The organism is Roseovarius sp. B-10 (assembly GCF_056859295.1).
In genome coordinates this window covers 1-25,881 of sequence record NZ_JBSXOE010000018.1, presented here as the reverse complement: position 1 = coordinate 25,881, position 25,881 = coordinate 1, and the positions used below count along the sequence as shown (strand labels likewise).

Annotated in this window: 20 protein-coding genes; 10 read left to right on the top strand and 10 right to left on the bottom strand. The window is 62.9% G+C overall.

The window, feature by feature from the left end; all coding sequences use genetic code 11:
* Positions 1-135 precede the first annotated feature (135 nt).
* Genes rfbC through rfbA form a run of 4 tightly spaced genes read left to right on the top strand, consistent with a single transcriptional unit; the run spans position 136 to position 3,478 of the window.
* Complete coding sequence (gene rfbC, locus AC13D8_RS02515) at positions 136-699, top strand: dTDP-4-dehydrorhamnose 3,5-epimerase (RefSeq protein ID WP_482967484.1); 564 nt, start codon at positions 136-138, stop codon at positions 697-699.
* Between the two features lie 3 nt (positions 700-702).
* A complete protein-coding gene (gene rfbB, locus AC13D8_RS02510; protein ID WP_482967483.1) occupies positions 703-1,746 on the top strand; it encodes a dTDP-glucose 4,6-dehydratase in 1,044 nt (347 codons plus the stop codon).
* The gene (gene rfbD, locus AC13D8_RS02505) at positions 1,743-2,609 is read left to right on the top strand and encodes a dTDP-4-dehydrorhamnose reductase (protein WP_482967482.1); all 867 of its coding nucleotides are present in this window, start codon (positions 1,743-1,745) and stop codon (positions 2,607-2,609) included. Before rfbB ends, rfbD begins: the two co-directional genes overlap by 4 nt.
* Positions 2,606-3,478 carry a glucose-1-phosphate thymidylyltransferase RfbA gene (gene rfbA, locus AC13D8_RS02500; RefSeq protein ID WP_482967481.1) on the top strand — a complete coding sequence of 291 codons (873 nt, stop codon included), beginning with the start codon at positions 2,606-2,608 and terminating at the stop codon, positions 3,476-3,478. Before rfbD ends, rfbA begins: the two co-directional genes overlap by 4 nt.
* Here rfbA and AC13D8_RS02495 read toward each other — a convergent pair.
* Positions 3,475-4,338 (bottom strand): 3-oxoadipate:acetyl-CoA acetyltransferase, encoded by an 864-nt coding sequence (locus tag AC13D8_RS02495; RefSeq protein ID WP_482967480.1) that lies wholly within the window; start codon positions 4,336-4,338, stop codon positions 3,475-3,477. The two genes, rfbA and AC13D8_RS02495, sit on opposite strands and share 4 nt — an antisense overlap.
* A gap of 88 nt (positions 4,339-4,426) precedes the next feature.
* On the opposite strand from AC13D8_RS02495, the gene AC13D8_RS02490 reads away from it, so the two are divergent.
* Together AC13D8_RS02490 and AC13D8_RS02485 are read left to right on the top strand one after the other, a co-directional pair.
* Positions 4,427-5,686: a glycerate kinase type-2 family protein gene (locus tag AC13D8_RS02490; protein ID WP_482967479.1), complete on the top strand. Its 1,260-nt coding sequence runs from the start codon at positions 4,427-4,429 to the stop codon at positions 5,684-5,686.
* A gap of 79 nt (positions 5,687-5,765) precedes the next feature.
* Positions 5,766-6,146 carry a hypothetical protein gene (locus AC13D8_RS02485; RefSeq protein ID WP_482967478.1) on the top strand — a complete coding sequence of 127 codons (381 nt, stop codon included), beginning with the start codon at positions 5,766-5,768 and terminating at the stop codon, positions 6,144-6,146.
* A gap of 164 nt (positions 6,147-6,310) precedes the next feature.
* Here AC13D8_RS02485 and AC13D8_RS02480 read toward each other — a convergent pair whose 3' ends face one another.
* The 9 genes from AC13D8_RS02480 to AC13D8_RS02440 all read right to left on the bottom strand — a co-directional run bounded on the left by AC13D8_RS02480 (position 6,311) and on the right by AC13D8_RS02440 (position 15,878).
* A complete protein-coding gene (locus AC13D8_RS02480) occupies positions 6,311-7,171 on the bottom strand; it encodes a TauD/TfdA family dioxygenase (RefSeq protein WP_482967477.1) in 861 nt (286 codons plus the stop codon).
* A gap of 48 nt (positions 7,172-7,219) precedes the next feature.
* Positions 7,220-8,011, bottom strand: a complete 792-nt coding sequence (locus tag AC13D8_RS02475) for an SDR family NAD(P)-dependent oxidoreductase (protein ID WP_482967476.1) — start codon at positions 8,009-8,011, stop codon at positions 7,220-7,222.
* Positions 8,008-9,441, bottom strand: a complete 1,434-nt coding sequence (locus AC13D8_RS02470) for an AMP-binding protein (protein WP_482967475.1) — start codon at positions 9,439-9,441, stop codon at positions 8,008-8,010. Before AC13D8_RS02470 ends, AC13D8_RS02475 begins: the two co-directional genes overlap by 4 nt.
* A gap of 5 nt (positions 9,442-9,446) precedes the next feature.
* Entirely contained in the window at positions 9,447-10,034 is a 588-nt protein-coding gene (locus tag AC13D8_RS02465; RefSeq protein ID WP_482967474.1) for a thermostable hemolysin, read from the bottom strand.
* 95 nt (positions 10,035-10,129) lie between these two features.
* Positions 10,130-11,485: a sensor histidine kinase gene (locus AC13D8_RS02460; RefSeq protein WP_482967473.1), complete on the bottom strand. Its 1,356-nt coding sequence runs from the start codon at positions 11,483-11,485 to the stop codon at positions 10,130-10,132.
* Complete coding sequence (locus AC13D8_RS02455) at positions 11,482-12,159, bottom strand: response regulator transcription factor (protein ID WP_482967472.1); 678 nt, start codon at positions 12,157-12,159, stop codon at positions 11,482-11,484. The genes AC13D8_RS02460 and AC13D8_RS02455 overlap by 4 nt, the downstream gene beginning before the upstream one ends.
* Before the next feature lie 12 nt (positions 12,160-12,171).
* Positions 12,172-12,765 carry a DUF6134 family protein gene (locus AC13D8_RS02450; protein WP_482967471.1) on the bottom strand — a complete coding sequence of 198 codons (594 nt, stop codon included), beginning with the start codon at positions 12,763-12,765 and terminating at the stop codon, positions 12,172-12,174.
* Between the two features lie 181 nt (positions 12,766-12,946).
* Positions 12,947-14,818 (bottom strand): cation:proton antiporter domain-containing protein, encoded by a 1,872-nt coding sequence (locus AC13D8_RS02445; protein WP_482967470.1) that lies wholly within the window; start codon positions 14,816-14,818, stop codon positions 12,947-12,949.
* 133 nt (positions 14,819-14,951) lie between these two features.
* A complete protein-coding gene (locus AC13D8_RS02440) occupies positions 14,952-15,878 on the bottom strand; it encodes a hypothetical protein (protein WP_206735547.1) in 927 nt (308 codons plus the stop codon).
* Between the two features lie 430 nt (positions 15,879-16,308).
* Between AC13D8_RS02440 and AC13D8_RS02435 the strand changes: the two genes are divergently transcribed.
* The 4 genes from AC13D8_RS02435 to AC13D8_RS02420 all read left to right on the top strand — a co-directional run bounded on the left by AC13D8_RS02435 (position 16,309) and on the right by AC13D8_RS02420 (position 25,715).
* On the top strand, positions 16,309-19,005 hold the full coding sequence (locus AC13D8_RS02435) for a DUF4214 domain-containing protein (protein WP_482967469.1): 2,697 nt from the start codon (positions 16,309-16,311) through the stop codon (positions 19,003-19,005).
* Positions 19,006-19,489: 484 nt separating this feature from the next.
* Entirely contained in the window at positions 19,490-23,449 is a 3,960-nt protein-coding gene (locus AC13D8_RS02430) for a PAS domain S-box protein (RefSeq protein ID WP_482967468.1), read from the top strand.
* A 180-nt stretch (positions 23,450-23,629) separates the two neighbouring features.
* Positions 23,630-24,460: a response regulator transcription factor gene (locus AC13D8_RS02425; protein ID WP_482967467.1), complete on the top strand. Its 831-nt coding sequence runs from the start codon at positions 23,630-23,632 to the stop codon at positions 24,458-24,460.
* A gap of 508 nt (positions 24,461-24,968) precedes the next feature.
* Positions 24,969-25,715: a winged helix-turn-helix domain-containing protein gene (locus tag AC13D8_RS02420; protein ID WP_482967466.1), complete on the top strand. Its 747-nt coding sequence runs from the start codon at positions 24,969-24,971 to the stop codon at positions 25,713-25,715.
* The last annotated feature ends 166 nt before the right edge of the window (positions 25,716-25,881 follow it).

The window sequence follows — 25,881 nt, the reverse complement described above, 5'->3', positions numbered from 1 at the left end:
GGACAGGCGGACAAGAAGACCCCGGAACACGCGCTCCGGGGTCTTCTTGTATCGTGGCCGCGCATCGTCACGATTGTCGCTTGTCGGCATTTCTGAAATGCTATGCGCATTGATGAATGGCGTGATGGACCCTGCATGAAGATCGAACGGACCCGGCTTGATGGCGTTCTGGTGCTCACGCCCGTGCGGTTCGGCGACAGCCGCGGCTTCTTTTCAGAATCTTGGAGCCACAGGCGCATGGCCGAGGCGGGCCTTGATATCGATTTCGTGCAGGACAACCATTCGCTCTCGGCAGAGGTGGGCACCGTGCGGGGCTTGCATTACCAATCCCCGCCCCACGCGCAGGCCAAGCTGGTGCGCTGCGGGCGCGGGCGACTTTTCGACGTGGCGGTGGACATCCGCCGCGGCAGCCCCACGTTCGGGCAATGGTTCGGGGCGGAGCTGAGCTTCGAGAACGGGCGGCAGATGCTGATCCCCGAAGGTTTCCTGCACGGCTTCGTGACCCGCGAGCCGGAGACCGAGATCATCTACAAGTGCAGCGATTACTACGCGCCCGAGTGCGACGGCGCGGTGCGCTTCGACGATCCCGATATCGGGATCGACTGGGACTTGGGTGACGTGGCCCCGATCCTGTCGGACAAGGACGTCGCCGCCCCCGCCTTCACCGAATTCGACTCGCCGTTCGAGTGGAAGGGATAAACCATGCGGCTCCTTGTCACCGGCGGTTGCGGCTTCATCGGATCGGCGGTGGTGCGACTGGCCGTCGCGCGCGGGCACGAGGTGGTCAACCTCGACGCGCTCACCTACGCCGCCTGCCCCGACAACGTCGCCGAGGTGGCAGACAACCCGCTCTATACCTTCGAGCACGCGGATATCCGCGACCGCACGGCGCTCGACCGTATCTTTGCCACCCACGCGCCGGACGCCGTGATGCACCTCGCCGCCGAGAGCCACGTTGACCGCTCCATCGACGGGCCCGGCACCTTTGTCGAGACCAACATCACCGGCACCTACAACATGCTCGAGGCCGCGCGCGCGCATTGGACGAAGGCGGGCAAGCCCGGGGCATTCCGGTTTCACCATATCTCCACCGACGAGGTGTACGGCTCGCTCGGGGCCGAGGGACAATTCACCGAAGCCACGCCCTATGACCCGCGCAGCCCTTATTCCGCGTCCAAGGCGGCCTCCGATCACCTGGTGCGGGCGTGGCACGAAACCTATGACCTGCCGGTGGTCCTGACCAACTGCTCCAACAATTACGGCCCCTACCATTTCCCCGAAAAGCTTATCCCGGTGGTGATCCTCAATGCGCTCGCGGGCAAGCCGCTGCCCATCTACGGCGATGGCAGACAGGTGCGCGACTGGCTCTATGTCGAGGACCACGCCGACGCACTTCTGCTGGTGGTGGAAAAGGGCACGGTGGGGCGCAGCTACAATATCGGCGGCGAGAACGAGCGCAGCAACCTGGAGCTGGTGCGCACGCTCTGCGGCATTCTTGACGAATTGCGACCCAGGGATAGCGGCTCCTACGCCGATCAGATCACATTTGTCGCGGATCGTCCGGGCCACGACGCGCGCTACGCCATCGACCCGGCGCGTATCCGCGAAGAGCTTGGCTGGCGGCCCTCGGTGACCCTTGAAGAAGGGCTGAAACGCACGGTTCTGTGGTTTCTCGACAACGAGCCGTGGTGGCGCGCGCTTCTGGATCGCGAGGGCGTGGGCACACGGCTGGGGGTGACGGCATGAAGGTGCTGGTGTTCGGCCGCACCGGGCAGCTTGCCACCGAGATCGCGCGCAGGGCGCAGGGCGGCGTGACGCTCGACATGGCTGGGCGCGACCGCGCCGATCTCGAAACGCCCGACGCCTGCGCCACGCTCATCCGTGAAACCGCCCCCGACGCCGTCATCAACGCCGCCGCCTATACCGCCGTGGACCGCGCCGAGAAGGAAGAGGACCGCGCCACCTTGGTCAACGCCGCCGCCCCCGGCGCGATGGCGCGCGCCTGTGCCGCGCTCGGCATCCCGCTGGTGCATGTATCGACCGACTACGTCTTTGACGGCTCCGGCACGGCCCCGTGGCGGCCGGACGATGCGCCCGCCCTCCTCGGGGCCTACGGGCGCAGCAAGCTCGCGGGCGAGGTGGCGGTGCGCGAGAGCGGCGCGCCGCATGTGATCCTGCGCACGTCCTGGGTGGTCTCGGCGCATGGCAGCAACTTCATCAAGACGATGCTGCGTCTGGGGCGCGAACGCGATCGCCTGCGCATCGTTGCCGATCAGGTAGGCGGGCCAATGCCCGCCGCCGCGCTGGCCGATGCCTGCCTGCACATCGCCGGGGCGCTCTGCGCCGATCCCGGCAAGACCGGAATCTATCATTTCGCGGGCACGCCTGAAACGTCCTGGGCCGGGTTCGCCCGCGCCATATTCGAGATGGCCGGGATCGCCTGCCCGGTCGAGGACATCTCCACCGCCGACTACCCCACCCCGGCCCAACGTCCGCTCAATTCGCGGCTCGACTGCCGCGCCACGCGCGACGCCTTCGGCCTCGAACAGCCCGACTGGCGAGACGGGCTGCGCGACATCCTGACAGAGCTTGGAGAAATTTCACGATGACGAAACGCAAGGGCATCATCCTCGCCGGCGGCTCCGGCACGCGGCTTTACCCCGTGACCATCGCCGTTTCGAAACAGCTCCTGCCTCTCTATGACAAGCCGATGATCTATTACCCGCTCTCGGTGCTGATGCTGGCGGGTATCCGCGAAATCGCGATCATCACCACGCCGCAGGACCGCGAACAATTCACGCGGCTCATGGGCGATGGCAATCAATGGGGTCTCGATTTCACCTACATCGAACAACCCTCGCCCGACGGCCTCGCGCAGGCCTACTTGCTGGCAGAGGATTTTCTCGATGGCGCGCCCTCGGCAATGGTCCTCGGTGACAACGTCTTTTTCGGTCACGGCCTGCCCGAGGTGCTTGCCGCCGCGGATCGACGTACAGAGGGAGGCACCGTCTTCGGCTACCGCGTCTCCGATCCCGAACGCTATGGCGTGGTGGATTTCGACGCCGAGGGCCGGGCGCGCGCGATTATCGAAAAACCGGCGGTGCCGCCCTCGAATTACGCTGTGACCGGGCTCTACTTTCTCGACAGCACCGCCCCCGAGCGCGCCCGTGCCATCACCCCCTCGGATCGCGGCGAACTGGAGATCACGACGCTCCTGCAAAGCTACCTGCGCGAGGGCGCGCTCGATGTTGAGCAGATGGGTCGCGGCTTTGCCTGGCTGGATACCGGAACGCATGGCAGCCTGCTGGATGCAGGCAATTTCGTGCGCACCCTGACCGAGCGGCAGGGGCTTCAGGTGGGCTCGCCCGACGAGGTCGCCTTTCGCGCGGGCTGGATCGACGCGGCGGCGCTGCGTGCCCGGGCCGAGGTCTTTTCCAAGAACGCCTACGGCACTTACCTCGCCACCCTCGCGGGCTAGGAGCCATCAAGACAGGGGCGCAGCCCGAGGATCGCGCGGGCCTGCGCCGGGCTGGCGACGGGCCGCTCGTATCGTTCGCAGATATCGGCGGCGCGCTGCACCAGCGCGGCGTTGGATGGGGCGAGTGTGGCGCGGTCGAGGCGTACATTGTCCTCCAGCCCGGTGCGCGTGTGCCCCCCGGCGGCGATGGCCCACTCGTTGACGACGATCTGGTTCGGCCCGATCCCGGCGGCGCACCAATTGGCCTCGGGCGCGCGGGTGCGCATGATCCGGACGTAGAAATCGAACACCTCACGGTCGGCGGGCATCGCGTTCTTCACCCCCATCACGAACTGCACGTACAGCCGCCCGTAGAGCGCGCCCTCGCCATGCAGGCGGATCGCGTGGAGGATGTGGCTCAGGTCAAACGCCTCGATCTCGGGCACGACCTCGTGGGTGCGCATCTCGGCAGCGAGCCACGCAATCAGGTCGGGCGGGTTCTCGTAAACCCGGGTAGGGAAGTTGTTGGACCCCACCGAGAGCGAGGCCATGTCGGGCCGCAGCGGCAACATCCCGCCGCGCGCCTGCCCCGCGCCCGAGCGCCCGCCGGTAGAGAACTGCACGATCATCCCCGGACAGTGCCGCGCGATCCCCTCGCCCAACCGGGCAAAGCGCTCGGGATCGGAGGTCGGCGTGCCATCCTCGGCGCGCACATGGCAATGCGCGATGGCGGCCCCGGCCTCGAACGCGGCGTGGGTGGACTCGATCTGCTCGGACAGGGTAATGGGCACGGCAGGATTGTCGGCCTTGGTCGGCACCGATCCGGTGATCGCCACACACAGGATGCAGGGGTTTCCCGCGACCTCGGTTCGTGTTGCCAAGGCTTCACCTTTCCTCTTGCCACGCATTGGCCTAACGATATCGCGCATCCTCCCGCCGGGCCATGATTTTCCGAAAGGGCCGACCGACATGACCGATCCGCTTGCCTTGCTGCGCAGCCTCTTTGACGCCGCCGTGGCCGTTGCCGATCCGATGCGCAGCCTTGCCGCCCACCTGCCGCCGCGGCCCGCGGGGCGCTGCGTGATCGTCGGCGCGGGCAAGGCAAGCGCCCGCATGGCCGAGGCGGTCGAGGCGGAATGGGGCCCGTGCGAAGGGCTGGTCATCACGCGCTACGGCTACGGGCGGCCCTGCGCGGGGATCGAGATCGTCGAGGCCGCGCACCCGGTGCCGGACGAGGCCGGGTGCGCGGCGACCGCGCGAATGCTGCGGCTGCTCGACGGGCTGGGAGAGGACGACACGGTGCTGGCGCTCATCTCAGGCGGGGCGTCGTCGCTGCTGGTGCAGCCCGCTGGCGAGATGACACTAGCGGAGAAACAGGCGGTCAACGCGGGTCTGCTGGCCTCGGGCGCGCCCATCGGCCACATGAACCTGATCCGCAAGCACCTGTCCTCGGTCAAGGGCGGGCAGCTTGCCGCTGCCGCCCATCCGGCGCGGATGCTGGCGCTTATGATCTCGGACGTGCCTGGCGACGATCCGGCGATGATCGGCTCGGGCCCGACGGTGGGCGAGCCGGGGACGGCGGCGCAGGCACGCGCACTGGTGGCGCGCTACGGGATCGACCTGCCCGCCTCGGCGCTGTCCGTTCTGGACGGGGAAAGCGGCGTCGTCGCGCCCGGCGACCCGCGGCTTTCACGGGTCGAGAATGTGGTTTTTGCCGCGCCTTCTCAATCACTTGACGCCGCCGCAGACCTGGCACAGCGTGAAGGCATCCGCGTGAAAACGCTCGGTGACGACCTCGAAGGCGAAGCCCGCGACGTCGCCCGGGCGCACGCGGCGCTGGCGCGCGAGATGCAGGAACGGCTGGCCCCCGGGGCTGCGCCGGTGCTGCTGATGTCGGGGGGGGAGCTCACGGTCACCCGCAGGGGAGACGGGGTAGGCGGACCGAACGCGGAATATGCGCTGGCGCTGGCACTATATCTGGGGAGAGCGGCGGGAATTCATGCCATCGCTTGCGATACCGACGGGGTGGACGGCGCCGCCGAGGTGGCCGGAGCGACCATCGCGCCCGACACGCTGGCGCGCGCCGAGGCGGCAGGCATTGATACCGAGGCGGCACTGGCGCGCAACGATGCGCATAGCTTTTTTGCGGCACTCGGCGATCAGGTGATCACGGGTCCGACGCTGACCAATGTCAACGATTTCCGCGCCATCCTGATTGCCCCCGCATGACGCCGCGTTCCCACGCGCACGGGTCGCGCTAACCGGGGTTTTCTGCCATACTACTCTCTCTCAAGAGGGAGATTTCAGTATGAAACGTCGTGTTTTCATGGGCTTGCTTCTGTCGCTGCCCACCCTCGGAACGGCAGTGGCGCAGGCCGTGCAGGACAAACTGACACCCCCGGAGATCGAGGCGCTGCTCAGCGGCAACACCATCGTCGGCACCTGGTCGGGCACGCCCTACCGGCAGTATTACGGGCCGGATGGCACCACGCTCTATGTGCCCGAGGGCGGGCGTGCAGACGAGGGGCGGTGGCGCACCAATGAAGAGACCGGCGAATACGAGAGCTGGTGGCGCAGCACGGGGTGGACGCCCTATGCGCTGGTGCGCACCGAAGAGGGCGAGTACGCCTGGATCAACGGCGACGGGCTGGAGCCGTTCAGCGTGGTACCCGGACGGCAGGTCGAGTAACCCCGAACCTGCAGGTTCAGCGCGCGAACCGCACGGTTCGGGGGCTCACTTGCGCCTTTGGGGCCAATCTTGCCACTTGGCCGGGCCAGGCCCCTCTCACTGGCGAATACAGATGGCCCAATAGCCAATCAGACCCGCGCAGATCGGTCTGCCGCCGCCGGATTTCAGATACGGCCCATCCCGATGAAAAGCTGCCGGTCGGCGTCCTTGATGGCGCGGCGACCGTGCATGACGCGGGTGTTGTCGATCACCGCGATGTCGCCGTCCTGCCAGTTGATCTCCACCGTGCAGCCTTCGGCAAGCTCGCGCAGCGCCTCGATCTCGACCGGCGACACGGTCGAGCCGTCCTCCAGCGTGTATTCCGGTTTCTCGTAATTGTGCGAAGGGCCGAGGATGGCGTTGGCAAACGCCTGCCCGTTGGTCAGCGACGAGGGCCTGACCGGCGAGACCGTCAGTTCGTAGTCGATCGAACCATCGTCGCGCAGCGCGAAATCCTGTCCCGGGATGGCGGCCTTGAACTGGATGATATGGTCCTCGGTCACCTCGTCAGGGTGGCTAATGGCGGGGTGTTCGTTGGCGAGGTAGCGCTTCCAGAGATCTTCGGGGAGGTTGCGTTTGACCTTCATCTTCTGGCTCCAGCGGGCCTTCTGACCGGCGTCGAACTTCTCGAAGACTGCCCGCCCGTCGCAGATCGTGGTTTGGGACCCCTCGAAGGCGGCACGCGTGCAGTAGAAGGCGACGATATCGGGGCAGATCGGCGTGTTGCCGTTCTCGATATGCAGGCCGACCGGGCCGAGACCGGCATCGACCTTCTGCGTGTTTTTCTCTGAATACTCGCGCGCCGGATCGAAGGTGATCGTGGTGCAGAGTTGCGCGGTCAGCTCGCTGAAGCCGTTCATGTCCGACTTGAAGCCACGCAGGAGGGCCCAGCCGTCAGTCTCCAGACAGGCGCGGGTTTGCGCGATGACCTCTTGGGTGATGTCGGTCGCGCCCGTCTCTTCTGCGCGGATCACGTTGTAGTGCATTCTCGGAGTCCTTTGTTGATGTCCTGCCAGGTGGTTAGCGGCACGGGCTTACGCCTTGCTTACAGGCTCCAGCGCCCTGAGCGTTCGGGTGTCGCGGGCCTGAGCACCGACCGATCTATCGACGAGCGAGGGGAACAGGCGCTGAACCTTGACGAAAAGCCGTTCCTTGCCGCGCGGGAAACTTTCGCGGCGGCCCGCCTTTATGGCGGCCCAGGCTTCTGTGGCGACCTGCTCGGCGCTATCGAGGGTCATTGCGAGCGGTTCAACCAACGCTGCAAACTCGGCCTCGGCGGCGGTTCGGGTGGCCCGCGGCGCGATGTAGGTGACGCCCACCCCCGAACCCGAAAGCTCGCGCCGCAGCGCGTCGGAAAAGCCGCGCAGGCCGAACTTGGTGGCGGAATAGGCGGCGAAGAACGGGTAGGCGATATCGCCAAAGACCGAGCCGATGTTGGCAACGCGGCCCTGCGCCTGCCTGAGCGCGGGCAACAGGTCGCGGGTGACGGCCATCGGGGCCACGAGGTTAGTGGCGCACATCTGTTCCAGCGCGGCATCGTCAATATCGCGCAGGTGGCCGACGCTCAGGGTACCCGCGTTGTTGATCAGCACGTCGAGCCGGTGCCCCGCGGCCTCGACGATGGCATGGCGGCCTTCGGCGGTCGTGACATCGGCAACGACGATCCGGGCCTGCACGTCGGGGACAAGAGCCTGCGTTTCCACCAGGCTGGCCTTGGTGCGGCCAACGAGGATCGGGGTATATCCGCGTCGGGCGGCCTCGATAGCGAGCGCGCGGCCGATGCCGGAGCCAGCACCCGTGATGAGGGCGGTCTTGGTATGCGTCATGAGGCGAGTCTTTCAGTCTGAAGAAGATTTGGTAGAGCCTCCGCCGCCCTGCCGTTGGCAATGACGGCGGCAACGCGGCGATCCGGGGTGCCAGCGGGGAAGAGAAGCCCTGGTTCCGACGGGTCGGTGAAGATCACGGCTTCGGGGCGGGCATAGCCAGGCAGATCCCGGAGCCGCGCGGCGACCTCTTGCGCGCTCATGGGCGCGGCGAGCACGGCGATCAGCACCAGCACGCCATCGGGGTCCCGAAGGCAGAGCGCGGAACTCGTCACGCGCGGATCGGCATTTACCCGCGCTTCGACCCATTCGGGCGAGATGTTGCGCCCGGCGGGCGTCACCAGCAGAGCATCCTTGCGCCCCTCGACCACCAGCCGACCGTCTTCGATGCGCCCGAGATCGCCGGTGCACCAGCGCGCGGGTGCCGGTGCCCCGCCAAGGTAGCCTTCCATGACGGTTGGCCCGGCCACGGTGATTTCGCCATCGACGATCTGCACGTCGGAGCAAGCCAGAACGGGGCCGACCGTCCCCGGCACGTTGCGGCCCGGGCGGTTCATGGCGACCACCGAGCAACATTCCGACAGCCCGTACCCCTCATGCACCGGGATGCCCGCTGCCTCGGCCGAGCGGACAAGAGCGGGCGAGGACGCCGCACCGCCGACGGCGACGAAACGCAGGCTGGACGGAACGGACGAGCCCGCGTGTTCGATCGCGGCCACCCACCGGCCCAAGAGACCCGGGGCGAGCAGGCTGGTCGTGGGTTGGCATTGGTCCATCGCGCGGATCAATCCCTCGATCGGGCCACCCAGAAGTGCGCGGGTGGCATCGAAGCGCATCACGCACTCCGCACCGGCGAGGATGGGAAGAAATATCCCGCAAATCTGTTCGAGCAGTTGCGGAAGGGGCAGAACGGACAGGTGGCGGTCCCGCGGACCCGCGCCGATCACGTCGCTCAGGGCCGCGAGCGAGGCGTCGAGCTGGCGATCGCCTATGATAACGCCCTTGGGGTCGCCGGAGGAGCCGGAGGTGTAGATGACTCGCTCGGCTCCGCCGGGGTAGGCAGGCAGCGGCCCGGCGGGCGTGGTATGGGGGGAGAAGACCTGAAAGGGCGATCCGGCGAAGACGTCATTGTCGGTCGTGATGACCGCCTCGGCATCGCATTCCTGCACGATATGATCGGTTTGACCGGGGCTGAAGAAGAACGGGAGGGGCACCTGCCGCTTGCCCGCGAGGGTCAGGGCAAGATCGGCCACCACGTAATCTATCCCGCCCGGAACAGCGATGGCGACCGTCTGCGGCGCGGCCTCGAGCCGCTGCGCAAGGCCAGCAACGCGGCCTGACAGGTCATGCCACGTCACGGCGCCGGTATCGTCGCGAAACGCGGTCGCGTCGGGGGTCTCGCTCGCGTGGCACGTGAGGGCCTCGAACACCATCCGCATCACGACGCCTCGCAATGCAGGCCCGCCGCGCGGGTGCGCGGAGAGATCGCAACGGGCGAGATGAGCCGGTCCGTGCAGGCGCAGACCCAGGGATCGTGCGCGTAGTAGCTTCCCCAGCTTTCCGGTTCGGGAACGCGGGACGGGTCGGCGGGGGCGAGCCTGGCAAAGTCCAGCCCGGTCCGCTCCAGCAGGCGGCGCAGCTTGGCGGTGACGGTAAAGACCCCGCACGTCATGCCCTGAGCGCGGCCCCAGTCGACCATCACGTCGAGCATCGCCAGAACCGGGAAGGGCGTCTTCGATGCGAGCGAGACCACTTCCATGATCTGCGTGGGTGGTACCGGTTGCCCGCCGGGATCGCGCAGGCACCTTGCGAATCCGCCGTCAAGATAGGTGTCGGAGAAGAACCCGTCCTGCGCGGTGCGAAGGCCCGCGGCGCAGAGAATCCGGCCAGCGGGATCCTGTACTGTCACAAGGCGCGGGGCGAACCGGGTGATCCGCGCGCCGTAGACCTCGCGGTAGACGTCATGGATATGTTGCTCGGCCGCTGCGCGCGCGGGGCTCTGCTCTGTCAGGAAGTCGATTCTCATGGCTGGCCAATCTGGTCGTTGAACTCTCGGATGGCCACGTGTCTGGCGCGGCAGACTTACGCCAGGCTTACAGGCAGCCGCGGATCGGCGGCGCGCTACGACTTGGGGAAAAGGAAGGAAAAGACGCTGCCGCCGCCTGGCCGGTCGGCGACCGATACGGTGGCCCCGTGCGCCTCGGCCACGGATTTGACGATGGCGAGCCCGATCCCGGTACCGTCGCGCCCGCCTGTTTCTCCGCGCGTGAAACGCTGGAAAAGCTGGGCCTTCTGCGCGTCCGGAATACCCGGGCCCCGATCCCGCACATGCCAGCCGGCGGGGGCATCGCTGATCTCGATCTCGATCTCGCCGGTGCCATCGGTATAGTTGATGGCGTTGCGCAACAGGTTGCCGAGCGCGATGGCCAGAAGCCCGGCGTGCCCGTGTATCTTGGCGCTTTCGGCACCGGTGACGGCAAGCTGCTTGCCATCGCGCATGGCCGCAACGCCCATCTCCTGCGCCACGCGAAGCGCGACCTCGTGCAGGTCCACCTCTTCGAATGCCGTCACGCCAAGTGCCTCGGCGCGGGCAAGGTTGACGAGCTGCTCGAACATCTGCTCTAGCCGATGCACATCGTTTCGCAGGTCATGCTTGAACGGCCCATCGTCCATTCGGTCGATCGCGGAACGCAGGATGGCCAGCGGCGTGCGCACCTCGTGGGCCACGTTCGAGGAGAAATCCCGCTGCGCCCGGTAGCCCCGGTCGAGCCGGTCGAACGCCTCGTTCACGGCCATCACCAGCGGTACGATCTCGGCGGGCAGATGCGCGGTCGAAAGCCGCCTGTCCGTCGTGCCAGGCCCGATCGCCCCGGCCTCGCCCGAGACCCGCCGGAGCGGTGCCAGAGACCGACGGGTGGCAAGTATGGCAGAGAAGAGGATGGCCGCGATCCCGATGGCCAGCCAATGGACCTCCTCGCTGACCTCGTGCATGAGCTCAGCCAGGTCGCTCTCTTCCGAATGCCCCGCCGCAGTGGAGGCCAGAACCACGAAGCGTCGGCCTTCACGCTCTACAATGAGTGCGGTCCCGGTGCGGGTATCTCCCAGCTTCAGGAAGCGCGGCTCGCCCATCGCGGCGTCCGAGACACGGTCCGCCAGCCCTTCAGCCGCCTCGCCGCCGATGACCGGTCGCATCGCCTCGTCGAAGACGGTGTACCGATAAAGCCCCCCATCGCCCTGAAATCTCAGCGCCCCGGCGTCGAGTCCAAGCTCGGGCGCGGCGGGAGATATCTGTCCGGCGATTTCGGTGGCTTCGCGCGCCAGCGCCTCGTTGCGGTTCTCGGCAAGGTGTTCGTAGAATTCATAACTAAGGATCACAGAGGCCAGCGCGAAGCAGAAGCCCACCGCCAGCAGGATGTTGACGATCAGTCGCCGCCGAAGCGAGCTTGCCTCGCCAAAGAGTGCAGCCAGCCCTGTCACGCGCCGTCGTCATCCAGAAAGTAGCCGATGCCCCGAAGGGTGTGGATCGCCACGCTTGCGCCCATATCGGCGAGTTTCCTGCGGAGCCGGTGCGTGGCCACTTCGATGGCATTGGGCGTAGGGGGCTCGTCGAACCCGTAAAGCGCGTTCTCGATGGTGTCCCTCGACAAGATTCGCCCCTTGCGGCGCATGAAGAGTTCCAGAAGATCGCGCTCTCGCCGCGACAGGTGCGCCGGGGTGCCGCCAATCTCCACGCTGCGGCACGAGGTATCGAAGGTGATATTGCCTGCCATCAGCGTCACCCCGAGCGCGCCGCCGGGCCGCCGAAGCACCGCCCGGATGCGCGCCAGCAACTCGGCGGCGTCGAATGGCTTTACGATGTAGTCGTCCGAGCCCGCATCTAGCCCCTTGATCCGGTCTTCCAGCGCGTCGCGCGCCGTGCAGATGATGAAAGGCACCTCGGGTTTGGCGGCCTTGATCGATTTGAGCACCGACAGCCCCTCGATATCCGGCAGGCCGAGGTCCAGGATGATCGCATCATAATCGTAGGAGCGGGCAGAATGCACCGCGTCCTCTCCGCAGTGCACGCAGTCCACTATGAAGCCGTTCGCCTGAAGGCTGGCGGAGGTGTTCTGCGCCAGCCTTTCATTGTCTTCCACGTACAAGAGCCGCATTGGGCAAAGGTCCTATTTGCGGACGTATGTTACCGTCGTGCCATCTTCGGCCGTAAAGGAAACATGCGCAAGATTGCCCTGCGCATCGTACCACAGGTCGCGGTTCAGATCGCCCGAAAGACGGTAATGGTGCGTGGCCACCGGCCCGCGGCGGGTCGTCACCTGCTCGGTGCCCATATCGCTCACCCGGACACTCATGATGCTGCCGTCGATGGTATTCAACAGCTTGCCGGCGCGCAGGATGTCGTCGTTCCAGAGGCTCGCCGGAAGTACGCCCTTGCCGCCGGTGGCCAGTTGGTGCGGCGTGCCGTCATCGTTGGTGGCCGAGCGCACCGAAGTCAGCGTGCCACCGGACCAGTTTTCGACGCTTTGATGCTGAAATCTGTAGGCGGTGACGCTGATGATCGGGACCTTGACCGTGATATCGGTGGTCACCTTCACGGTGAGCGCGTCATCGGAGCCGTTGAATCGGTAGCCGTGATCCCCGATGTCCTTGCCCTTCCGGACGACATCGAATTCGAGATGCCCGCCCGCGGGGATAGACGCGGCATTGAGAGAGGGGGCGAGAGCCAGAATGAGGCCCGCGGCGAGTGAGAGGATACGCATGTCTGTCTCCGTCGTTGATATGCAAGCGTAATGCTGAGCAGGGTCGTGACGCACCCGGCTTACAGAAGGCTTACGGCTGACATGCAATCGAGGTCCGATCGGGGCGCCGGTCCGGTCGTTGGGGCATACTTTTCCGGTGAATGCGGGTGGGCGGATCGCTCGGGGTATTGTGAGCGTCGGTTTAATCCATGATTTCGTGCCGGCTCTCCGGTGTGCCGAAACGCTCTATTTGTTGCGCCTCGTAAATCTCTATCTCTTGATCGTAGGCATGGTTGAATGCGTCGAGAATTGTCTTGGCGACTTCCAGGTGAGGCAGGTAGACGATATCTGCGCCAGCCTCTCGCAACTTCTGCCAGTCTGAGATGTGGATTGCGTTCGCAATGATCGTGGCCCCCGGATTGACATGGCGAACCAGTTTGACCAGGGCCGCGGTATCAATACCGCGCAGAAGATTGTCGGGAATCGAACAAAGCACGATCCGGGCGCGATCTATCTTTGCATGAAGCAGAGCCTCTTCATTCGAGATATCCCCATAGACGACATGCGCGCCCAGCGCCCTGATGGACGGGTGCAGCGCGACATTGAAGTCGACGATGGACGTGTGTTTCAGCAACTCGGGCTGGTGGCGGGACAATTCTTCGAGGAAAGAGGACGCATCGCGGTGAATGCCGAGCATGCCGAGGATCGTTTCATGCCCGCTCTCTTCTTCTTCGCCACCGGGTTCGCGAAAGCCGAGCCTGTGGAGCGCGCCCTTGATCGCGTCATAGATATGATAGGCATTTTCAAACAGCGGTGTGGTCAAGACCGCCGTGATGACAAAGGCCAGAATGACGACGGCTGCGAATTCCTGGCTGATGTGCTGCAATTCCAGGCCAAGAAACATGATGACGAGGGAAAATTCCGATATCTGCGCGAGCTGGATGGAACTTACCTGCGCACTCCGCTGATCGATTCCGAGAAAGTAGAAAACCGGGAAGAACACGAACTGGCGGGCGAGAAGCGCCATGAAGGCGACAAGCAAGGCCAGGAGCGGCACCTCCCATGATGTCAGGGCCGGGATGCTCATTCCAAGCCCGACGAAAAAGAGCGTCACGAAGAAATCCTTAACAAGGCCGACCTTGGTGACGATTTCAACGCTGTAAGGAGAGCTCGCAATTGTGGCGCCGGCAATCAGGGCAGCCATGCCCGAACCGACCGCAAGCATCATGTCAACGCCAAGCATATGCGTGAGACCATCGAAACTCGTCCCCAAGGCGACAATGGCAAAGCACCATGAGATTGCGCCCAGCAGGATGAGCTCCGGTTTCTTGGCAATCCAGCCGAAGGCGCGCGTGGCGATCAGACGCGAAAGCAGCGCCGCGACGATGATCAACAGGCCGATACCCATGAAGGAACTGAGGATCGCGAAAACGTCCGGGTTGCCCAAACTGGGCTGGACGAGCGTGACGACGATTGCCCAGATATCCTGAAATATCAGGATAATGAGGGAAATCTGACCGGGGCGCGTATCAAGCTGAAAATGCTCCTGGAACAGTTTCACAACAAGCAGCGAAGATGAAACCGAGATCGCGATGCCAACGTACAGGGGCGACAACGGCGCCTCTGTGAGAAGGCCGCCGATGCCCAATAGCATCAGCAGTTTCGTGAAGAGCATCCCGAACAGAAGCGTAAGCGGGAACTGAAGAAATCCTGCGAGCAAGAGCGTCCTGCCACTCGCGAGTATGCGTGGCATGTCAATTTCAAGCCCGATCACGAACAGCAGCAGAACAAATCCGATTTGCGCGATGGCTTCGATGTTGCCGGGATCCGTGATCACCTGAAGCCCGATTGGCCCGAGGGCAACCCCCGCAAGTATGAACGCCGCGATCGACGGAATGCCAAGCCGTGCAAAGACAATAGCAAGGCCACCTGCGAACAGCAGGCTTGCCCCGATTTCAGCGACCAGTGTCGGAACTGCGCCGCCCGCGGCATGCGCGGGAGAAGAGGCCAGCGCCGCGATGGCCAAGGAAATCAGTCCGCCCAAGTAGCGTGAACTGAAACCGCGCGGCGTCATGGGTCAAACACGGCGGGCTTGCATTCGCAGGAGCGGATCAGCCCCGTCAATTCATTGGTGCAATACGTTGCGTCGCGTCTGGCCTGCCGATCGGGCCGTTTGCCCCACGGGCCCTGCCGCTGGCGGCACTCCATCATCCACCGGGCACCGGAGCCGGACCCGAGGGCCCACCGGGAGCGGAATTCTCACCTTTCCACCCAGACTGATCCGGCGGGCCGGGAAATGGCCCTAGGCAACTCGCACGATGTGACACCTGAAAGACGTGATTATAGAGCTGCGCCACCCACTGTTTGCCATCCATGGTCCGCTCCAGGTGCCTGAGAGCCGGGCCGATGAGCGGCTGCACCTGCTGCCAGAAGAAATTCGGGAATTGATCCATGAGATCCATGGGCGTGTCGTAGCCAAGCTTTTGTGCAAAGCCGGTTTCCACGAATTCATAGTAAAGCCCATTGATCTTGCGGTGATAGAACGGGTCGGCGATCTGGCCGATAAGGTCGGCGGCGCGCACGAGAGCGGGCTCCGTCTCGGTGTCTGAATACGCCGGGTCATCCGGGGTCGGAAACCGGGTGTATTCGATAGACGCCGCGATCCGCTCATGGTCAATCAGCCCGGATTCGGCAAAGCGTTGGCGGGCGTAAATCTTGCCACGATCGACATGATACGGGGCGAGAAACGCGTCCGATGCGCCGCGCGGTGGGCAAATCCGGTCGCCTGCCTCATTGATCACGACTTCATTGTCGGTATCTCCCTCGCAGACGTGACGGGAGAAGCCTATGTCATGGACCAGCAGCGCCACGATGTAGTGGAGCCAGTCCTCAGGCTTGACGGCGCGGGTCACAAGCTGACCGCGGATGATCTCCTGGCCAACCAACGTAACCATCATGGTGTGCTCGGCGTTGTGGTAAAGGGCGTCGGAATTACCGAGGCGCTCCAACAACATGCGCGCGCTCCCGCTCAGAAACGCGGCGTATTCGCACTTGCGACCGGAAAAATACCGAAGATACGTCTCGGCGAGGTGATCGCCAAACGCAGCTGCCACAACAGCGGTGGGATTGAACATCATCTCGTCCCCGTCTGGCTAACACATCCAAATGCAGGTTAGCAGAAGGCACGAATTGAACAATGGACAGCTTTTGACAAGATTCGCACGTCTTCGCGATACGATTTTCCGCTTCGAGTTGAACACGCGCGAGTCGCTGATCGGCGGTTGACGTCTTCTGGAAAACGCAAGGTCGGCCGCGACATAGACGGTCCCGTGCGTCCCGATCGATTCGGTCAGGCCGCCGAAATATCACCTGCCTCGCAGCATAGGACTGTGTGCAAATTAAGGCAGGACTCACTTTGCCACATCCCCAAGACAATTTTTGAACTCCGCAAGAAATTCTACCGCGCTCATACGCAATTCCAAGCCAGCAACCAAAGCCAGAGAAGTCTGGAGCCTATCCCCTTTCGTCAGGACTGCAAGCGTAGTTTTGATGAAGGAACGCGGCATGGGTATCATCCAAGTCATTGACCAGACAGATGAAAACACGGGCACATCTGTCACGGAAGACATGTTTGGTCTGAATGCGCTTTTCACGGTGACGGCACCTGACGAGGCGCAGCTATTCGACAGGTATCAGGACCTCGGGACTACGAATCTGCGTTATCCTGGCGGGTCGGTCACCGAATGGTATTTCGACATCTCGGACATCAGCGGCGGCAGCCTTGAGCGGTCGAGCGGGACGTTTCAGGGTAACACGCAGACGCTGACACCGTTCACGGATTTCGTAGATCTCGCCGCGAGCCTCGGCACCGATGTCACCCTCGTGATTCCCACGATGACCGGGTTCACACAATCGGCCGGCGAAGCTCTGCTTGCCGGCACATACGGCCAGCGGGTGATCGACGCCGGGCATCTGGAGAATGTGGCCGAGTTCATCCAGACGGCTGTCGAAACCGCGCAGGCGCGCGGCGTCAATATCGGTGCGCTTGAAATCGGCAACGAGTATTGGGGCTCGGGGCAGATGACCGCCGGCGAGTATGGCAAGCTCGCGGCGGCGATGTCCCAGGTGATGTCTGACACCTTTGCCGATATGGGCATTCCCCCGGCTGCGCAGCCCGATATCGTGGTCCAGACCACCAGTTCCGCGGGAATTTTTTCGCCCAGCAGCGACACGACGCTTTATGTCGATGAGGCGACCGGGTTCGTCTACACGGCCCATGAAGTAAGCAGGATGGATGCTGCGTCCGTCGCCGGGCTCACACCGGTCACGCTGGAATCCCAGGACACGTCCCGCCCGCAGGTGCGCGAGATGATCGCCGCCTTCGACCAGGACTCCGTCACCGTGGAGGGTGCGGATGGGCAGCTTATAGACTTCAACCTGCGCGATGCAGCGAATGCGCTGGATGGGGTGGTCGAGCATTACTACCTGGATGGTGGTTTTGACGCCGTGAACACCGAAGAACAGTTCGGGTTCAGCCAGCTTGAATTGTGGAATATCGCGCTGGAAAGCCGCGATGCAACGCTTCCCGATCTCGATTTCTACATCACGGAGTGGAACACACGTAAAAACGGCGACATCGAACAGGCCAACAACCGCGGCCTTCAACAAGTCTCCATGAGCACGGAAATACTCTATGAAATGGTCACCCACGGTGTGACTACGGCCCATTTCTGGCCGGCGATCTTCAACTACAGCAACTCTGGAACGCTGATATTCAAGTCGGCAGAGTCCCTGACCCTTGCCGGAGAAGGCTTTGCCTTGATGAGCGAGAGCCTCGTGGATCTGGCTCCCATCATGGATTTCAAAGTGGCGGGGGAATTTGCCATCCATGGCTATGGCGATGCCGACAGGCAGGTATTTTTCCTGTCCGAGCGAAGCGGTTCAGAAAACCTGATGGACCTGGACCTGAGCGCCGCAATCAAATTCGACGCGGATTACTACCGGGTTTCATGGACGGAGCTTTGGGATGGCGGCGCGGGCGGCACCGACGAAATGGCCCAGCCGATCATCAGCACGACCCAGGTCACTGAATTGATGGCCGCCGATGCCTTCGACGAATTTCTCATGACGATGCAGGCATGGTCCGTCGTGCGCATGGACATCGCGGGCGTCGATGCCGCGGATGCCGACAGCAGTCTCCTGGGCGGCAGCGGTCCGCATAATCGCCTCGTCGAGGGGTCAGAGTTCGATGACCGTATGCGCGGCGGGTTGGGGAATGACACCATCCTCGGCGACGCGGGCGACGACAACTTGAGTGGCTACGAGGGAAATGATCTCGTTTCCGGTGGGCACGGCGATGATTTCGTCAAGGGCGGCTGGGGAGATGACACGCTCCATGGCGGTGACGGAAACGACACCATCACCGGCGACTGGGGCGATGACGTGCTCTCGGGGGGCGCGGGTAATGACAAGCTCATGGGCGGCGCAGGAACCGACACGGTCGTGTATTCCGGCAATCAGTCGAGCTACACGCTGACGCTGAGCCCGGGCGACACCATTCTTACGCACCGTCAATCTGATGGCAACGGCACCGACACGCTCATCGACATGGAATTCCTGGACTTCGATACCGAGATCCCGGCGATGGGGGGCAATCCCATGAACCTGGATCGGTTCGGCGGGCCGGTGGCATTGAACGAGGCGCAGTTCGCGGACCTGATCGAGCTCTACATCGCGTATTTCAACCGGGCCCCGGACGCGACGGGCCTGTATTCTTGGGCTACTGCCTTCAGTAACGGAAAGTCATTGGAAGAGATCGCCGCCCGATTCAGCGCCGCAGCGGAAACCAAGGCGCTTTACCCGGAGGGCTCATCGAATGGCGAACTGATCACGGCCGTGTACAACAACATCCTCGGGCGCGATCCCGATCAAGGCGGCTTCGATCACTGGCTGAGAGGCTTGGACTCAGGTGCCATTTCGCCAGATACTTTCATTCTGAAGCTTCTCAATGGGGCGCAGGGGACGGATATCGATTATATCGAGAACAAGGTCGATATCGGCATCTACTTCACCGTCATCAAAGGCATGTCTGACGGTCAGAATGGCCGCGAAGTCATGGAACTGTTCGATGGATCGCAGCAGAGCATCGAAGACGCCATCGACGCCACGGATCAATTTTATGCAGATGCGCTGGACCCGACGAACGGCGAATTCCTCATGCCGCTCGTCGGCGTGCTGGACGATCCGTTCGCCATTGCCTGAAACGGAGTGAGGTTAATGCCAGATATTCCTCATCGCAGTCGGCAAGCCGGAGCTTGGCAATAGGTGAATGACCCATGTGCACGCTGGCAGTCAGTTTGAACACGCGATCCGCTCAGGATGGGTCGTCGTCATATCGGAGCCGGGTACGATTGGGGTGAACCGCAGTCACGGCGGTATCTGCGCCGGCGTTCAATTTGGGGCAGCGGGATTACGATAGAGGGATGTGCCAATGATTGTGATGCTCAGAGGCAATGTGGTGAATCATGTTAACGCTTGCGACACATCTACCCGTCCGGCTACTGATGGCAATCTGTGCGCCAAATGGGGTCGCAACGATGCGATGCCCGAAGAAACGCGCGGTGGAAATTCCATCGACGTCCACTCACCAAAATGGCACTGTGCAACATATGCAAGGGCTGTGCGGGAGGGATGGAGCCTCTTCGTGTGCCTCGTGCGCGCGACATATCGAGAACATGGGGGGCAAATGTCGACAAGTCCAACCCTGACCCCGGAAATGGTCGAGGCCCTTGACCTGTGCCCGACGGTGATCTTCGTGTTCGAGATCGAAGGGTTCAGGATTGTCGCGGCCAATGACGCGGCGGCCCGGAAATACGGCTATTCCAAGGAAGAACTCACATCCATGACACTCATGGACCTGCGTCCAGAGCAAGAGGTGCCCCGGACTGCCATACTTGCCAGCCGGCTTCTGGATGGTCCCGATGCCCCGGGAAGGTTTCGTCACATCACAAAGAACGGTGAGACGTTCATCGCGGACGTTCACACTCAGCTTGTCGAGATGTCAGGTCAACTTTGCAAGCTTTCGATCATCCACGACGTGACGGAACTGGTCGCACAGGAGGAGGAGGCGCAGGACCTGTCTGCCGAGGCCTCGGCGCGTATCCGGGCGGCGAATGCGACAGCGGATCATTTCGCGGAGCTGTTCAATATCGCTCCGGGGCGTTTCGCGGTTCTCGACCCCGAGAGCCTTGCCGTGGTCGCAGCCAGCGACGCCTATCTAGGCGCGCTGGACACGCCGCGCGACGAGGTGATCGGACAACCGCTTCCCGACCTGTTGCGCGGACGTGTCGCGCGAACCGGCTGCGATGGTCTTGAAACCCTGCGGGACTCGCTGCGCCGCGTGGCCGATGGCGGAAGCAGGGATGTCATGGCGCAGGCGATCGCGCTGGCCGGACCACCCTCCGATACCGATGACGGGACCGCAGGGGTACAGTGGAGCGTGGTCAACATGCCGCTGACGCATCCGGACGGATCCGTGCGTTTCGTGCTGCACAGCCTGCATGAAAGATCAGACCGCAAAGACAGCAGCGCCCCGGAGAGCGACACGCTGCAACAGTTGCGCGGTCTCACGTCCGATCTGGGCAAGCAGGAGGCCGCAGCGCTGTCGCGCAGTCTGGCGGAACACCAAACGCTTGTCCGCAGCACCGCGCGCCTCTTGAAGGCGTATTCCTGGCGTTTCGATGTCGAGAAGCAGCAGCTTGAATGGCCGGACGAGCTGTTCGTACTCTTCGGTCTGCCGCTCGGATCCTCGGCACCGACATTCGATGAATACGTCGCGATGGTCCATCCAGATGACCGCGACGCGATGCTCGAGAATTACACCAAGTTCTTCGAAGGCGCGACCGGTGAGTTCTTCTTTGCCCACAGGATCGTCCGCTCCGACGGCACGGTGATCCACGTCAAGGGAGGGGCCGAACGGATCGCCGAGAACGGGCGCGAGATCCTGAGCGGCGTGGTGCAGGACGTGACGAGGGAAGCCGAGGCCGAGGCCCGCGCGCGGCGCCGCGATTACCTGATGCGCGTTGCGGGTCAGGTTGGCCGCATCGGCGGCTGGCGCGTCGATCTGGACAGTCAGATCACGGAATGGTCCCCGGAAACCGCGGACATCTACGAAGCCCCTGAAACAAGGCAGGTGGGCCTGCAACGCGCTCTGGGCTTCTATCCGCCGGAACACAGGGACAGGATCACCGACCGGTTCAACGCCTGCGCCGAAAATGGCCTCCCGTTCGACGAGGTGGTGCAGATCGTCAGCGCCCGTGGCAATCGGATCTGGGTCCGGGCCGTCGGCGAGGCGGAGCGCGATGAGGGTGGACGCATCGTTGCCGTGCTGGGCGCGCTTCAGGACCTGTCCGAATTCGTTCGGATCGACGAAGAGCGCCACGCACTGCGCAACCGGCTGAGCCGGACGATCGAGGGCATGGGAGATGCCTTTTTCACGCTCGACCCGAAGTGGCGGTTCACCTACGTGAACCAACGGTGCGAATCCCTGCTGCGGCGCAAGCGCGAGGACCTGCTGGGCAAGAATATATGGTCGGAATTCCCCGAGGTGGTCGGAACCCGGTTTGAAACCGAGTATCGCCACGCCATGGAGTCGGGCGAATCGGTCGAGTTCTCGGAGTATTTCCCCCCGCTCGACATTTGGTTTCGGGAGACGGCCCATCCCTCGCCCGACGGTCTGGCAGTATATTTTCGCGACGTGACCCGCGAGCGCCATCGCGCCCAGAGCCTGCGTATGCTCAACGCGGCAGTCACGCGGATGGACGATATCCTGTTGATCACCAACGCGACCCCGATAGACGCCCCGGACGGGCCACGGATCATCTATGTCAACAACGCATTCGAACGGCTGACGGGCTACAGCGCGGAAGAGGCGATCGGCCGGACCCCGCGTTTCCTGCAGGGGCCCGACACCCAAAGGGACGAGTTGGACCGTATCCGGTCCGCTCTTGAATGCCAGGAACGTGTGCGCGCCGAGGTCATCAACTATACCCGTGACGGTCAACCGTACTGGATCGAGATGGACATCACCCCGCTAACCGATGCCGCGGGCAAGACCACGCATTACGTCTCCCTGGAACGCGACGTCACCGAGCGGCGCAAATGGATAGAAGATCTCCGGGTTAGCGAAGAACGCTTCCGGCTGGTCACGGATGCCAGCAAGGACGTGATCTGGGACTGGGATGTTCGCGACGGATCGCTCTGGTGGAGCGACAAGCTGCGCACGGTGCTCGGATATGACCTTGGCACTACCCCTGCCCTCGCGACCGATATCACGGCCTGTGTGCACCCCGAGGACATCGAAAAGGTAAGATCCGGGCTCGTCCGCGTCGTCGAAGGCAAGGGCGACGTGTGGCAGGAAGAGTATCGTTTCCTGCGGGCGGACGGGCGCGTCGCCTATATCCGCGATCGTGCCGTCGTCTTGCGCGACGACAACGGCGAGGCCATGCGCGTGATCGGCAGCATGGTCGATGTAACGCAGGAGCGCGAAAGAGAGGCCATCCTGCGCCATTCCCAGAAGCTTGATGCCATCGGCCAGTTGACGGGTGGGGTGGCGCATGACTTCAACAATCTGCTGACCGTCGTGTTGAACAACGGCGATTTTCTTGTAGATAAGCTGGCCGAGCGGGAAGATCTGCGCAACATGGCAGAACAGATCGTCGGTGCCGCCGAACGCGGGGCCGAGCTGACCGCACGATTGCTCGCCGTAGCCCGGCAACAACCGCTTTCACCGCAGGTGACCAATCTGAACGAGGTCGTGCGCTCGATAGAGCCACTGCTGCGCCGCTCCCTCGGCGAAGACCTGGAAATGGAGGTCGTTCTGACCGATGACCTCTGGCTCGTCGAAATCGACCCCGGTCAGTTGGAGGCGGCGTTGCTCAACCTCACGCTCAACGCCCGCGATGCCATGCCGTCGGGTGGCAAACTGACCGTCGAGACCGCCAACTCCTGGATCGACGCCGGAACCGCCAGCATGGTCGATATCGAGGAGGGGCCGTTTGCCGTCATCGCCGTGACCGATACCGGCATCGGGATGTCGCAAAAAGTCAGGGACCGCGTGTTGGAGCCGTTCTTCACCACCAAGGCCGACGGGAGCGGGCTAGGGTTGCCCATGGTGTTCGGCTTCACCAAGCAGTCGAGCGGTCACCTCAAGGTGTATTCCGAACCGGGCGAGGGCACGACGATTAAGCTCTATTTCCCGCGATCCAGTGCCGACGAGGTCCAAATACCAAGCGATATGGAGATCGCAGAGGTTCCGGCGGGACAAGGTCAACACATACTTGTTGTCGAAGACGATCCGCATGTCAGGCAGAATGTCGTGGCCATGGTCACCAGCCTTGGCTACCGGGTGACCGAGGCGAGGAACGCCGCGGAGGCGCTCGAAGTGCTGGATGGCAGCGACGACATCGCGCTGTTGTTCACCGATATCGTGATGCCCGGTGGAATGAACGGCCACGAGTTGGCGCTGGCCGCGCGTGAGCGCCGCCCCGATTTGCGCGTGCTGTATACCTCGGGCTACACCAAGAATGCGATCGTCCATCAGGGACGTCTCGATCCCGGGGTGGAGCTTCTGTCAAAGCCCTATCGCAGCCAAGACCTGGCGCAAAAGCTGCATTCCGTTCTGGCGGATAGCATGACGCGACAGTGACGCATCCTCAAGCGCGCGCATTCCCATAGGCATCACGCAAGAACAGCGGTGACACAGGCACCGTACATATTTGCACATGTCTGGAACGTTTTCTGAGATCAGGACCAAATAACGGCGAAAGTTTGGCCGCATGTAGGTGTCGTCGGCAAATGGGCCGGCGCACATACTGGGGGTAGGAAAATGACCAAAACGATGCTCGTTGGTGCCGACCGGGCACTTCTCAATGAAACCGCGGATTTGCTGCGCGAGGCCGGGAATCAGACATTGGTCGTCGCCGATGTCGGACGTGCCGAAAAGGAACTTTCGAGGTTCCGGCCCGAAATGATCGTGGTCTCGCTCGACGATCCCGAGGCCAACGGCTGGAAGTTCATGTTCCGGCATGGATTCAATGGCGAGGCACAGGTGATCGCAACCACGGCCAATGGTGAGGCCTCTCAGGAATTGACGGTCCTGCGCCTTGGTGCGCAAGACTACGTTCGCTTGCCGGTGCCAGCCGAGGTGCTCTTTGCACGGATCGCGTTCCGCGCGCGACCGGTCGATAAGGAGCGCGACCGCTCCATGGAACAAAGCCTCGAAGTGAAGGGCAACCGTGGTACGCTTGTCATGGACAAAAGCCGTTTTCAGTCGTTCTGGCTGGGGCTCGAGCTGTTCCTGACCAAGACGGAATTCGGCCTGCTGCACGCGCTTGCCCGCCATGACGGGATGGTCAAGTCGCGCGAACAGTTGATCGAAACCATCTACGACTACGGCCATCAAGACGGGGTCAACGACCGCAATATCGACAGCCACGTAAAGCGGTTACGCAACAAGCTTCGGAAGCTTGATCCTGTGTTCGACGGAATCGAAACGATCTATGGGATCGGCTACAAGCTGAATCTTGACCGCACATGCCGCGCGAAGCAGAAGTCGCTGCCGTTTCAACAAACCCAAGGCAGCGGGTATTCCGCCCGCACAGGAGCGACCCGGCTCGTTCCGGTGCCACAATCGGTGATGTACGCGGCTCGAAGGTAACAACATGATGGATCGCCAGAGTGCCTTGGGGCGTGCGGGTTTGCCCGACCGCCCCGGGCGCACGTGGCCCCAGGCGATGAAGCAATCCGAGAAAACCGCCACGGGTAGAGCTTTGACCACATCGGTTAGCGTGACGTGGCACGGTATCGCCGCGGGCGAAGGGACCGAAATGCCCGAAAAATTCAATCTTGGGATGGCCTAAGCCGGTGATCGCCACAAAGTCCTCCGCCGCCAATATCACTGCGCAAGGAACGGCCACCAGAGTCTCGTCCAGCGGATAGGCACTCTTTCAGGACTGACGAAATTCCGCGCGCGCCGAGAAATGATCAAGCAAGGCTGGCAATGACAGGGGCGACACCCGTAATGAGGTCGTCCATAGATCACATGTCCTTGACGTAAGGCATCAAGTTAATAAACTCCAAGGGATTGCTGTAGAAAAGAAACAACCGGTACTTGTTTGGCTTCAAGGACTGGAATACGATTGTAACGCATAACCAACGGTGAGATCGTGAGCCGCCCCAAGGTACTTCTCCTCGATGACGACGACCAGATTTCGAGGCTGCTTGACGAAGCGCTGTCAGAGGATGGGTGTGACGTCCTGATCGTAAGAACGATTGCCGAGTTTCAGCAAAAGCAAGCGGACCAACGCTTCGATATCTATATCGTTGATCTGGGATTGCCCGATGGCAACGGGCTTTCACTCATTCAGGAACTCGCACAGGATCCCGCGTGCGGGGTGATCATTGTAAGCGGGCGCGCGGCGGAAACTGATCGTGTAGTGGGCTTGGAGATCGGTGCCGACGATTACATAACCAAGCCGTTCCGTGTGCGCGAGGTATTGGCGCGCGTGCACGCCGTGCTGCGCAGGCTGCAGAAGCATCCCGCTGCGCCGACGCATCCGGCCGGTGCCCCTGAGCCGGGGGCGTCCCCGGGTGGCACCATCGATTTCGATGGCTACAGGCTGGATCTCGGCGCACGGCAGCTTTACGGGCCCGATGGCAGCGAGATCACCTTGACCACGGCAGAGTTCAACCTGCTTGTGGCATTGCTGCGCCACCGTGGACAGGTGCTCAACCGCGATCAGTTGATGAACGCGATCAAGGGGCGCGACTGGGAAAGTTACGACCGCGCAGTAGACAGTATTGTCAGCCGCCTGAGGAGAAAAATGCCCACCCCCGAAGGGCGCTCTCACTACATCCGGACCGTCCACGGCATCGGCTATGCATTTTCCTTGCCTGCCTCTGCTCAAAAATAGGTTCGGACCTCGGTGCGTACGGCTGTTCACCCGGCTTTTCGTTGCCTTCATTCGGGGGTCCTGAATGCAGAAAGCCACCCGGGGGTGGCTTTTAGAGCATGTTGCTCAAAAGTGGGAACCGGTTTTGAGCTCCTTGAACATGCGAATCAAGGAGTTAGAGCGTGTC

What these genes read in the sequence shown, in the direction of transcription:
- AC13D8_RS02490 (WP_482967479.1), top strand. Translation starts at nt 4,427, where the DNA reads ATGACCGATCCGCTTGCCTTGCTGCGCAGCCTCTTTGACGCCGCCGTG.
- AC13D8_RS02480 (WP_482967477.1), bottom strand. Translation starts at nt 7,171, where the DNA reads ATGCACTACAACGTGATCCGCGCAGAAGAGACGGGCGCGACCGACATC.
- AC13D8_RS02435 (WP_482967469.1), top strand. Translation starts at nt 16,309, where the DNA reads ATGGGTATCATCCAAGTCATTGACCAGACAGATGAAAACACGGGCACA.
- AC13D8_RS02425 (WP_482967467.1), top strand. Translation starts at nt 23,630, where the DNA reads ATGACCAAAACGATGCTCGTTGGTGCCGACCGGGCACTTCTCAATGAA.
- AC13D8_RS02450 (WP_482967471.1), bottom strand. Translation starts at nt 12,765, where the DNA reads ATGCGTATCCTCTCACTCGCCGCGGGCCTCATTCTGGCTCTCGCCCCC.
- AC13D8_RS02440 (WP_206735547.1), bottom strand. Translation starts at nt 15,878, where the DNA reads ATGTTCAATCCCACCGCTGTTGTGGCAGCTGCGTTTGGCGATCACCTC.
- AC13D8_RS02430 (WP_482967468.1), top strand. Translation starts at nt 19,490, where the DNA reads ATGTCGACAAGTCCAACCCTGACCCCGGAAATGGTCGAGGCCCTTGAC.
- AC13D8_RS02465 (WP_482967474.1), bottom strand. Translation starts at nt 10,034, where the DNA reads ATGAGAATCGACTTCCTGACAGAGCAGAGCCCCGCGCGCGCAGCGGCC.
- AC13D8_RS02455 (WP_482967472.1), bottom strand. Translation starts at nt 12,159, where the DNA reads ATGCGGCTCTTGTACGTGGAAGACAATGAAAGGCTGGCGCAGAACACC.
- AC13D8_RS02445 (WP_482967470.1), bottom strand. Translation starts at nt 14,818, where the DNA reads ATGACGCCGCGCGGTTTCAGTTCACGCTACTTGGGCGGACTGATTTCC.
- rfbC (WP_482967484.1), top strand. Translation starts at nt 136, where the DNA reads ATGAAGATCGAACGGACCCGGCTTGATGGCGTTCTGGTGCTCACGCCC.
- AC13D8_RS02485 (WP_482967478.1), top strand. Translation starts at nt 5,766, where the DNA reads ATGAAACGTCGTGTTTTCATGGGCTTGCTTCTGTCGCTGCCCACCCTC.
- rfbB (WP_482967483.1), top strand. Translation starts at nt 703, where the DNA reads ATGCGGCTCCTTGTCACCGGCGGTTGCGGCTTCATCGGATCGGCGGTG.
- rfbD (WP_482967482.1), top strand. Translation starts at nt 1,743, where the DNA reads ATGAAGGTGCTGGTGTTCGGCCGCACCGGGCAGCTTGCCACCGAGATC.
- AC13D8_RS02470 (WP_482967475.1), bottom strand. Translation starts at nt 9,441, where the DNA reads ATGGTGTTCGAGGCCCTCACGTGCCACGCGAGCGAGACCCCCGACGCG.
- AC13D8_RS02475 (WP_482967476.1), bottom strand. Translation starts at nt 8,011, where the DNA reads ATGACGCATACCAAGACCGCCCTCATCACGGGTGCTGGCTCCGGCATC.
- rfbA (WP_482967481.1), top strand. Translation starts at nt 2,606, where the DNA reads ATGACGAAACGCAAGGGCATCATCCTCGCCGGCGGCTCCGGCACGCGG.